Annotated in this window: 10 protein-coding genes and 2 rRNA genes; 11 read left to right on the top strand and 1 reads right to left on the bottom strand. The window is 63.1% G+C overall.

Features of this window, described 5'->3' with window-relative positions:
• The 9 genes from C7438_RS05295 to rsmI all read left to right on the top strand — a co-directional run.
• Positions 1–114 (top strand): 23S ribosomal RNA (locus C7438_RS05295); the annotation flags it as partial.
• Between the two features lie 24 nt (positions 115–138).
• Positions 139–255: ribosomal RNA gene (gene rrf, locus C7438_RS05290) — 5S ribosomal RNA — on the top strand.
• Between the two features lie 159 nt (positions 256–414).
• Positions 415–1,851 (top strand): aminotransferase class I/II-fold pyridoxal phosphate-dependent enzyme, encoded by a 1,437-nt coding sequence (locus C7438_RS05285; protein WP_121444306.1) that lies wholly within the window; start codon positions 415–417, stop codon positions 1,849–1,851.
• Between the two features lie 131 nt (positions 1,852–1,982).
• A complete protein-coding gene (gene darA / locus C7438_RS05280) occupies positions 1,983–2,312 on the top strand; it encodes a cyclic di-AMP receptor DarA (protein WP_121444305.1) in 330 nt (109 codons plus the stop codon).
• Between the two features lie 48 nt (positions 2,313–2,360).
• Positions 2,361–3,287, top strand: a complete 927-nt coding sequence (locus C7438_RS05275; RefSeq protein WP_121444304.1) for a DNA polymerase III delta subunit-related protein — start codon at positions 2,361–2,363, stop codon at positions 3,285–3,287.
• Positions 3,288–3,300: 13 nt separating this feature from the next.
• Entirely contained in the window at positions 3,301–4,128 is an 828-nt protein-coding gene (locus C7438_RS05270) for a PSP1 domain-containing protein (protein ID WP_252393323.1), read from the top strand.
• A 72-nt stretch (positions 4,129–4,200) separates the two neighbouring features.
• Positions 4,201–4,608 (top strand): initiation-control protein YabA, encoded by a 408-nt coding sequence (locus tag C7438_RS05265; RefSeq protein WP_121444335.1) that lies wholly within the window; start codon positions 4,201–4,203, stop codon positions 4,606–4,608.
• On the top strand, positions 4,605–5,357 hold the full coding sequence (locus C7438_RS05260; RefSeq protein ID WP_121444302.1) for a tRNA1(Val) (adenine(37)-N6)-methyltransferase: 753 nt from the start codon (positions 4,605–4,607) through the stop codon (positions 5,355–5,357). The genes C7438_RS05265 and C7438_RS05260 overlap by 4 nt, the downstream gene beginning before the upstream one ends.
• Positions 5,354–6,274: a 16S rRNA (cytidine(1402)-2'-O)-methyltransferase gene (gene rsmI, locus C7438_RS05255; protein WP_121444301.1), complete on the top strand. Its 921-nt coding sequence runs from the start codon at positions 5,354–5,356 to the stop codon at positions 6,272–6,274. Before C7438_RS05260 ends, rsmI begins: the two co-directional genes overlap by 4 nt.
• Here rsmI and C7438_RS05250 read toward each other — a convergent pair.
• Positions 6,271–6,543, bottom strand: coding sequence for an AbrB/MazE/SpoVT family DNA-binding domain-containing protein (locus tag C7438_RS05250; protein WP_121444300.1), 273 nt, complete (start codon positions 6,541–6,543; stop codon positions 6,271–6,273). The genes rsmI and C7438_RS05250 overlap by 4 nt on opposite strands.
• Positions 6,544–6,973: 430 nt before the next feature.
• Between C7438_RS05250 and metG the strand changes: the two genes are divergently transcribed.
• Both metG and C7438_RS05240 read left to right on the top strand, forming a co-directional pair.
• Positions 6,974–8,962, top strand: coding sequence for a methionine--tRNA ligase (gene metG, locus C7438_RS05245; RefSeq protein ID WP_121444299.1), 1,989 nt, complete (start codon positions 6,974–6,976; stop codon positions 8,960–8,962).
• Entirely contained in the window at positions 8,959–9,825 is an 867-nt protein-coding gene (locus C7438_RS05240; RefSeq protein WP_121444298.1) for a TatD family hydrolase, read from the top strand. Before metG ends, C7438_RS05240 begins: the two co-directional genes overlap by 4 nt.
• The last annotated feature ends 2 nt before the right edge of the window (positions 9,826–9,827 follow it).

Here is a 9,827-nt window from a genome sequence, read left to right as displayed (position 1 = left end):
CCCACCGGGGGAACCGGGTAAGGCCCCTCGGAGACGACGAGGTAGATCGGCCCGAGGTGGAAGCGCGGCGACGCGCGGAGCTGACGGGTACGAATCGGCCGAGGCCTTGCGAGCGTCTATCCGGTTTTGAGGGAGCAGGGAGGTGGCCATGGCGGAGGGGAAACACCCGTACCCATACCGAACACGGCCGTTAAGCCCTCCCGCGCCGAAGGTACTGCCCTGGAGACGGGGTGGGAGAATAGGTCGCTGCCTTCCTGACCTCCCTGAAACTTGTGAATTCCCAAGGCGGTTCCCAAAGGGACCGCTTTTTCGTTTTTTCGGGGAGCCAGATGCGGACTTTCAAAGGGAACGGGGACGGGAGGTCTTCGCCCTTCTCCGTATTTATGGGCTTGCAGACGGCAAGGGGGTTTGCACATGCGAGGCAAACGCCTGCTCGAAGAAGCTCCCCTGTTTCGCGCCCTCTGGGAGCTCCGGGGTCATGCGTCGTTTCACGTCCCTGGACACCACGGAGGCGAGTACTTCCCCGAATTTGTCCGCAAATGGTTCGCGCCCTGTCTGCGCTTCGATGCTACGGAGCTCCCGGGACTGGACAACCTCCACGCTCCGGAAGGGGTGATTCGCGAAGCGGAGGTGCGGGCCGCGGAAGTCTTCGGCGCCGAGGAGACGAAATTCCTCGTTGGGGGGAGTACGGCCGGGATCTTGGCCTTGATCCTCGGTACGGAAGTCGTAAGTCCTCGAAGGCCTTGGATTGTGGAGCGCGCCTCCCATGCTTCTGTGTGGAACGGTCTGTCGCTCGCGGGAGCGGAGGCGGTAGTGCTGCCGAACCCGGTGGATGCGCACGGAATCCCCCACCCTCCGGAGGAAGCTGTCCTCCGCGACGTGTTGCGGCGACATCCTGACGCAAAGGCCGTGTTCCTCACTTCTCCGACCTACTTCGGCCTGCGGGGACCCCTTCGTTCTCTCATCCGTACGGCAAAGCGCGCCGGACTTCTGGTGTACGTCGACGAGGCGCACGGGGCGCACTTTCGCTTTTCCCGCCGCCTGCCCCGCCCCGCCCTCGATCTCGGCGCCGATGCTGTAGTCCAATCCCTCCACAAGACGCTTCCCGTCATGGGGATGGGGAGTCTCCTCCACTTTCGCGGGGAGGCCGTACCGCGCGAAGCGGTGCGCGAGGCGCTCCGCGTCCTTCAAACTTCGAGCCCTTCGTACGTGCTCCTCGCGACGATGGACCTCGCCCGGGCGTGGTATGCCCTCCACGGCAAGACCATGGTTCGCCGGGCGCTGAACGCCCAGGCAGCCTTCCGCAGATCTTTGGCGCAAATTCCTTGGCTCCGCGTCCTTCCCACCGACGATCCCTTCCGCCTCGTCCTCCTCGCCCCGCCGGGAGAAGGAGGGCGCCTCGAGGAGCACCTGCGTCGGCACAAGGTCTATTGTGAGCTTGTCCTCGGCGACGCGGTTCTCTGCCTCCTTTCCCCGGGGAACCGAAAGTTTTGGCGAAAGCTGTACCGCGCTCTCGTCGCGTACCTTCCGCAAGCAGACGGTTCGCGAGGCGAAGGAGTCAGGAGGGATTCCGAAGGGACTTTTTTCGAGGGCTTCGCCTCGGCGCCGCCTTCTCGCGTGTCGTTTCGCCTTTTCTGGGGAGAAAAGGTCGCCGAAGTCCATCTTTCGCAGGCCCTCGGCAGGGTGAGCGCCCGGGCGCTCGTTCCGGTACCGCCGGGAATCCCCCTCGTCCTGCCCGGGGAACGCATCTCCTCCTCACACCTCGCCGCCCTTTCGCGACTCGTAGCACTCGGGCACCCCGTTCTCGGCCTCGAACGCGAGGGGGACGTTTGGGTTCTAGACGAGGCGTAGGTCGCTTCTCTCCTCCGAGGTGGCAACGGGATCTACGGGGAAGAGATTTCCGCTACAATGAACTGAGGCGGTTGCCGCGGGCAACGGGTCACGGGTACAATCAGACGTAAGAACAGGAGGAGGGCGGCGCCGTGAAGCTCATCATCGCGGTCGTGCAGGACCAAGACAGCCACAAGCTCATGAACGCCCTCGTACGCGAGAATTTTCGGGCTACGAAGCTCGCGAGCACGGGGGGGTTCCTCCGCGTGGGGAACACGACCTTCCTCATCGGAGTCGAGGACGAACGCGTCGAAGAGGCCCTCGAGGTCATACGGAAAAACTGCGAGTCGCGGGAGCAACTCATTTCCCCCCTGCCTCCGCTCGGGGGACACGCGGAAAGCTACGTCCCCTACCCCGTGGAGGTGCAAGTTGGGGGGGCGACGGTATTCGTCTTGCCCGTCGAGGCCTTCCACCACTTCTGATCTTTGGCCGACGAAGGGATTTTTGCACGTGCGACGGAGTTGTTCTCCATGCACCGCGTCGAGCGTTTTCTCCGCCGCGCCCTCCAAGGGGGGCGGTTGGCGCACGCATATGCCCTGTACGGACCGTTTCTCGAAGAAAAGCGCGACGTAGCCTTGCGCGTCGCCGCCGCGTACCTCGCCGCAGATACGGGTGAGTCGGAAGAAGAACTCGCCGCACGCATTGCGCGTGGCGGGGAAGTCGACCGGGTGTACGTGGCGGCGAGGGAAGGGAAGTTGCGGATGGACGACGTGCGCGCCCTTCGGGACGTTCTCTCCTTGGCTCCTTCTCGAGGGCGACATCGCGTCGTCTGGCTAGAACTGCGCGAGCCTCCTCTCCCTGAGGCGCAAAACGCCCTCCTCAAGCTTCTCGAAGAACCTCCGACGGGAACGCTCTTTTTCGTCGCCGCACGATCGCCGGAAGGTCTCTTGCCTACGGTGCGTTCCCGCCTTCTTCCGTTGGTCTTCCCCCTCCCCCCTTACGAACGCCGCAAGGAGATCTACGTCCGCCGCGGGTTTTCCGCGGAAGCCGCAGTCGCGCTCGCCGCTTTGGGAGATGTGGAAGATCTCGGGGGACTCGCGCCCGAAGATCTCCCGACCCTCCTCCGAGAAGTTGCGGCTTTCGTCTGCGCTCCTCCCCGCTCTGCGGGAGAGCGCCTGCTGTGGGCAGATCGGGTGCTGGGCCGGTACGGGAAAGAAGGGGCTACCTTTGCCATGGCCTACGCCTTGCTTCTTTTGGGGGAACTTCTTCGGCAATCCGTAGGAGCGGCGGGAGAGGGCATTCCGCCCGAATTCGGCGTATCCTTGGCAAACTGCACAACTTCGCGTTCGCGCGCGGACCTCTACGCCTCTTTCGATACGGTGTTTGGGAAATTCCGTACGTATTCCGCCACGCGGACCGCCCTTGCCTTTAAGGCGGCCCTCGTCGGTTTGAAATAAGGTGAGGCGCGTGTTGGTCGTAGGCGTACGCTTTCGCCGTGCAGGAAAGATCTACTACTTTGACCCGGGGACGTCCCCCGCAGAAGCCGAAGCCCTCTTTCGTCCGGGGACGGGCGTCATCATAGAGACGATTCGGGGGATCGAGTTTGGCAAGGTGGCCGTGCCTCCCCGCGAAGTCGGCGGCGAGGATGTGGTCCAACCCTTGAAAAAGGTTCTCCGCCTCGCATCCCCGGAAGACCTCGCCATTGTCGCCCTCAACCAACAAGATGCGGAGCGGGCGCTTCCTCTGTGCGCCGAAAGGATTCGGGCGCACAGGTTGCCCATGAAGCTCGTAGATGCGGAATACACCTTCGACCGTGCCAAGCTCATCTTTTACTTTACGGCGGAGGGCAGGGTGGACTTCCGCGCGCTCGTTCGCGATCTGGCGAGCATCTTCCGCACGCGAATCGAACTTCGTCAGATCGGCGTCCGCGACGAGGCCAAGATGCGCGGGGGATTGGGGCCCTGCGGCCTTCCCGTGTGTTGTGCTACGTGGCTTGCAGAGTTTCAACCGATCACGATCAAAATGGCGAAAGACCAAAGCCTCGTGCTCAACCCGAGCAAGATTTCCGGGCTCTGCGGGCGACTCATGTGCTGCCTGCGCTACGAGCACGAACAGTACGAAGCGACGCGGGAGACCCTTCCGATCGTCGGTGAGGAAATCCTCACGCCGTTGGGCGAAGGCGAGGTCGTCGAGGTGGGCGCAGAGGGACGCACGGTGGTAGCGCGGTTGCGCGACGGGAGGATGCAGGTCTTTTCTTGGGATTCTCTCCTCGAGTTTTGGAATTCCCAACTTCAATGAACACTTCCCGCTTCGGGGCGAAGCGCGGGTTGACGCGACCCTGCCGGGGAGAAAGGGAAGTGGGTGTCCAACGTGGAAACTCGGGAAATCATCGAACGCTTTCAGCGCCTTGAGGACGCCCTCACGCGCGTGTACGGCGAGCTCGGGGAGCTCAAGAGCATCGTGGAGGAGCTCCTCGTGGAGCGCTTTCGCCTTACGGTGGAAAACGAAAATCTCCGCCGAAGGTTGGAGCTCGAGGGTAGACCGGAGACGCAGACCTCCTTTTCTCTCCTTCCGGAAGGCGTGGACAATCTCGCGCGGCTTTACTACGAAGGGTACCACATCTGCAACCAGTACTTCGGCAGGCCGCGGGAGGGGGACTGCCTGTTTTGTCTCTCGCTCCTCGACCGGAGCGCCCAAGAAAAAGGTGCGCGCATTGCGCGCCGGGGATCGCAGGATGTAGGGGAGCGGCGTTTCCCGCGCGAGGGGGACGCGCCGTGATCGGAGGAGACGTCCCCCTCCTTCCGGGTGAGCGCGTCGACCGATTGGGGCGGACGCCTTTACGCATCATCCAGCATCCCAAGCGGTATGCCTACGCCGTAGACGCTGTCCTTCTCGCGGCCTTTGCCCGTCCTGAACCCGGGATGTGTGTAGTGGACCTGTGCTCGGGCAACGGAGCCGTTGCCTTATTTCTCCTCGCCCGTACAGGGGGCGAGATCGACGCGGTGGAAATTTCGGCCGAACTGGCGGACATGGCGCGCCGGAGCGCGAGGCTCAACGGCCTCGAGGAAAGATTCCGCGTCTACGTGGGCGACGTGCGCGAGGCCTTTCGGGTGCTCGGCGCCGGCCGCTACGACTACCTTACGTGCAATCCCCCGTATCTGCCGCCCCACGCGCTGCCCGACAATCCCTTTCGTGCTTTGGCCCACCACGAAGTTGCCCTCTCCTTCGAGGCGGCGGCACGGGCCGCGGCACGCCTGCTCAAGGACGGGGGAAGGGCGGCATTCGTCCACCGCGCCGACCGCCTTACGACCGTCCTCGCCGCGCTTCGCGCGGCACGCCTCGAACCGAAGGTTCTTCGCCTCGTGTATGCTCGTCCGGGAAGCCCGGCAGAACTCCTCCTCGTCGAGGCAAAAAAGGGAGCGGGAGAGGGGCTTGTCGTGTTGCCCCCCCTTTTCCTCCTCGACGACCGGGGGCAAACGCATCCGGAAATGTGTCGGATTTACGAAAGGTTGGAGATGGATCGGTGAACCGCAAGGGGAACGACCCGGAACGGGAGAAGGCGGCACCCGGGACCTTGTTCATCGTGTCCACCCCTATAGGCAACCTCGAGGACCTGTCCGCACGGGCACGCCGGACGTTATCCGAGGTCGACCTCGTCGCCTGCGAAGATACGCGCAGGACCAGGGCCCTGCTCACCCATCTCGGCATTCAGAAGCCTCTCGTGAGTTACCACAAGGATTCGCCGCGCAAGCGGGAAGAAGACATCCTCGGGGCGCTCCTCGCCGGGAAGCACGTCGCCCTGGTGAGCGATGCGGGTACGCCTCTCCTTCAAGATCCGGGGGGCGAGCTCGTCCGCAGGGCTCTGGCGGAAGGCATTCGCGTCGTTCCCGTTCCCGGGCCGAGTGCCGCCTTGGCGGCCTGGGTGGCCAGTGGGTTTGCCGGAGGCCCGTTTTTGTTTTACGGGTTTTTGCCGCGGCGGAAGGGAGAACGAAGGAAGGTGCTGGCGGATCTCCGGGACTTCCCCTATCCGATAATCTTTTACGAAGCGCCGCATCGCCTGCGTGCGACGCTCGCCGATCTCCTCGACGTGTTCGGCGACCGTCCCGCGAGTTTGGCCCGGGAGCTTACCAAGGTTCACGAGGAAATCCTTCGAGGTTCCCTCGAAGAGCTCGTCCGCTGGGCGGAGGCGGCCGACGTGCGCGGAGAGATCACCTTGGTCGTCGCGGGCGCCGAGGAGGCAACGTCTCGAGAGGAAGGGCTGCAGCCGTCCTCTGAGGAACGTCTGGCAGAGGCCCTCGCCTGGATGGACCGTAGGACGAAAGAGGGCATGGGCACGAAAGATGCCGCAAAGGAGGCCGCAAGGCGGTTTTCCCTTCCCGCCCGCGAGATCTATCGCCGATTTCACGAGAGGGGATCCGAGGAGCGGGAATCCCCTCCGTTTTAAGCCTCATCCGCGTCCACGGGATTTCCCGCCTCGCGGCAAAGGGCTTGGGCGCAGCGGCGGCAGACGGTTTTTCCTCGGTATTCGAAAAGGTCTTCTCTGCTTCCGCAAAACACGCAGGCGGGTTCGAAGCGACGGATCACGATCGCATCCCTCTCGACTGCGATTTCGACCAAATCGCGTTCTCCCAGACCGAGTTCGCGCCGGATGTCACTCGGGATGACGATTCTCCCAAGTTCATCTATTTTTCTCACGATTCCTGTTGTTCGCATGCTCCCCCCTCCCTCTGGGTCAGGATAACACTTGATAGCAGATGAGTCAATTGTTTGGATTTTCCATGCGATGTTTCGAACTACGAAAGAAAGAATTTCCCAGGAAGGACCACCCCTCGAAATCGACCTTGTTTTTCGTGTCTTTTTGATCTTCGGTGGCGAAAGAGGAAGGCCGAAGCAGTTGGTACCGCCCCCCTTTGGCACGTCTCGGTTGCAGGCGGGCGGCTTGACAAGTGGGAAAGGCGGCGCTAACATGACGCAATAGGCGGTCGTTCCTGGAAATGGGCGATGGGCGAAAGCCCTTGCTTTTATAGAGGAAGAGGTTTCCCCTCCGAGTGTATGCAGATGCCGTTGCGACGAGAAGGGGTGCGGGTTTTCTCCCTCCTGACCTGCGGAAATCGGGAAGGCGGAAAGGCGAGGTGATCCGGGGGTGGCCCGGACGTTCTACATCACGACGCCCATTTACTACCCGAGCGCCAAACTCCATATCGGAAACGCCTATACGACCATAGCCGCCGACGCCATTGCGCGCTACAAGCGGCTCCTGGGGTACGACGTGTTTTTCCTTACGGGTACGGACGAGCACGGGAAGAAGCTGCAGCGCACAGCGGAACGACACGGCAAAACGCCCCTTGAGTACATCGAACCGATCGTGGCCTGGATCCAGGACCTCTGGGAAAAGCTCGACATCAGCTACGACGATTTCATCCGTACGACGGAGCCGCGCCACAAGGAGGCCGTGCAGAAAATCATCGCCCGCCTCTTGGAAAAGGGCGACATCTATCTCGGACGGTACGAGGGGTATTACTGCGTCGAGTGCGAGGCCTACTGGACGGAGTTCCAGGTGGTGAAAAAAGACGGCCAGTACCTCTGTCCGGACTGCGGACGGCCGGTGCAGAAGATCTCCCAGGAGAGCTACTTCCTCCGGCTCACGAAGTACCAAGACCGCCTCATTCGCCACATCGAGGAGCACCCAGAGTTCATCCTCCCTGAAGCGCGCCGAAACGAAATGCTCAACAACTTCCTCCGGCCCGGGCTCGAAGATCTTTCCGTCTCCCGGATCGACCTCGACTGGGGGATCCCGTTTCCCAACGATCCCAAACACGTCGCGTACGTCTGGATCGACGCTTTGGCCAACTACATCACCGCTTTGGGCTACATGTCGGACGACCCGAGTCGTTTCGAACGGTACTGGCCGGCTGACCTCCACCTCGTGGGGAAGGACATCGTCCGGTTCCACACGATCTACTGGCCGATCCTCCTCATGGCCCTGGACCTCCCCCTGCCCAAGACGGTTTTCGGCCACGGGTGGGTCCTCACCCCTCAGGGAAAGATGTCGAAGTCGAAGGGGAACGTGATCGATCCGAAGGACCTCATCGCGCGCTACGGTTCGGACGCCGTGCGCTACTACCTCCTTCGCGAGATACCCTTTGGCCAAGACGGCGTGTTTACGGTGGACTCCTTCCTCGAGCGCGTAAACGGGGATCTCGCCAACGACTTGGGCAATCTCGTGAGCCGCACGCTCGCCCTTGCCGAGCAATTCGCGGAGGGCCGGGTGCCGGAGCCCGGTCCGACGGAGGCCCAAGATGCGGAACTCCGCCGCCGTGCCCTTGCTCTCAAAGAGGAAATCGAGACGCACATGGACCACTACGCACTTCACATGGCCCTGGCCGCCGTCCTCGAATTCGTCCACGACGTAAACCGCTACCTCGAGGAAAGCGCGCCCTGGACGCTCGCGCGCGAAGGGAAGGAGAGGCGCCTCGCCACCGTCCTCTACCACGCCCTGGAGGGGCTTCGCTTCGTCGGCATCGCCCTCCGGCCCTTCTTGCCCCGAACGGCGGAACAGATCCTTCGGCGCATCGCCGTGTACGGCGACGAAGAGCGCACCGGCTGGTCCGCCATGACGACGTTCGGGGTGTTGCCCGTAGGCGCCACCGTCTTCAAGGGAGATCCCCTCTTCCCGCGGCGCAACGTCGCGGAAGAGGTGGCGTACATCGACACCCTCACGGGGGCGTTGCGCGCGGAGGCCGCGGAAGGCGCGTCTAATTCCGCGGCAGAAGAAAGGAAGGCGGAGACGACAAAACACGACGCGGAGGGGCTTCTCGACATTGCCGAGTTTCGCAAGGTCGAACTTCGCGTAGGCGAGATCGTGCAAGCCGAGCGGATCGAGAAGTCGGAGAAGCTCATCCGTCTGGAGGTCGACCTGGGGGGAGAGGTGCGGCAGATCGTAGGCGGACTCTACCCCTCTTACCGGCCCGAGGACCTCGTAGGGCGTAAGGTGGTCGTCGTGGCGAACCTGAAGCCCCGCCGCCTCATGGGGTACGAATCCCAGGGTATGCTCCTCGCCGCTCACGCCGGGGAACGCATCGTTCTCCTCACCCTTCCCCCGGAAGTTCCCAACGGGGCGACGATCTCATGAGGCCGGACACATCCGAAGGGGCGGCAGGTTTCGCCCCGGGTTGGATCGATACGCACGCCCACGTCGACCATCCCCGGTTCGACGGCGACCGGGAAGAGGTCCTCGCCCGCGCGCAAGCGGTCGGAGTGGTAAAGATCGTCAACGTTGGGTATAATGCAGTATCGATCCGCTCGACGTTGGCGCTGGCGGAGGCGTATTCTTTTGTCTACGCGGCCGTGGGCTGGCACCCTACGGAAGTGGCGTCCTTTGGCGCCGAGGAGGAGCGGGAACTTCGCCGCCTCCTCACGCATCCCAAGGTCGTAGCCGTGGGGGAAATCGGCCTCGACTACCATTGGGATACCGTTCCTCCGGCCGTCCAGCAGGACGCCTTCCGCCGGCAAATTCGCCTCGCTCGCGATGCGGGGCTCCCCATCGTCGTCCACGACCGCGACGCGCACGACGACGTCCTCCGCATCCTCGAAGAAGAGGGTGCCGAAGAAGTAGGGGGGATCCTCCACGCCTTTTCCGGCGACGCTTCGCACGCCGAGCGTGGGCTTTCCCTCGGCTTCGCCTTAGGATTCGGCGGAGTGGTTACCTTCCGCAAGGCCGCTCAGCGCGATCTTCTGCCCCGCATACCCCTGGACCGCATCGTCCTCGAAACCGATTCCCCGTACCTCACGCCGCATCCGCACCGCGGAAAGCGCAACGAGCCGGCGTATGTAGCGATCGTAGGGCAGGCCGTAGCCGAGCTCCTGGGCCTTTCGGAGGCGGAGATCCGGCGGCGGACGTTTTGCAACGCCCACCGCGTTCTCCCGCGCCTCGCAAGGACGGCCGTACACTCAGGCCACCTTTGCGAGGATCCTCACACAACGGAAGGGGGCTGAAC

The organism is Brockia lithotrophica (genome assembly GCF_003633725.1).
GTDB classification, from domain to species: domain Bacteria; phylum Bacillota; class Bacilli; order Thermicanales; family DSM-22653; genus Brockia; species Brockia lithotrophica.
This window is presented reverse-complemented; position numbering and strand designations above follow the sequence as displayed.

Bases quoted from the DNA above. Each gene is read 5' to 3' on its own strand.
- C7438_RS05250 (WP_121444300.1), bottom strand. From the start codon at position 6,543: ATGCGAACAACAGGAATCGTGAGAAAAATAGATGAACTTGGGAGAATC.
- C7438_RS05285 (WP_121444306.1), top strand. From the start codon at position 415: ATGCGAGGCAAACGCCTGCTCGAAGAAGCTCCCCTGTTTCGCGCCCTC.
- C7438_RS05240 (WP_121444298.1), top strand. From the start codon at position 8,959: ATGAGGCCGGACACATCCGAAGGGGCGGCAGGTTTCGCCCCGGGTTGG.
- C7438_RS05275 (WP_121444304.1), top strand. From the start codon at position 2,361: ATGCACCGCGTCGAGCGTTTTCTCCGCCGCGCCCTCCAAGGGGGGCGG.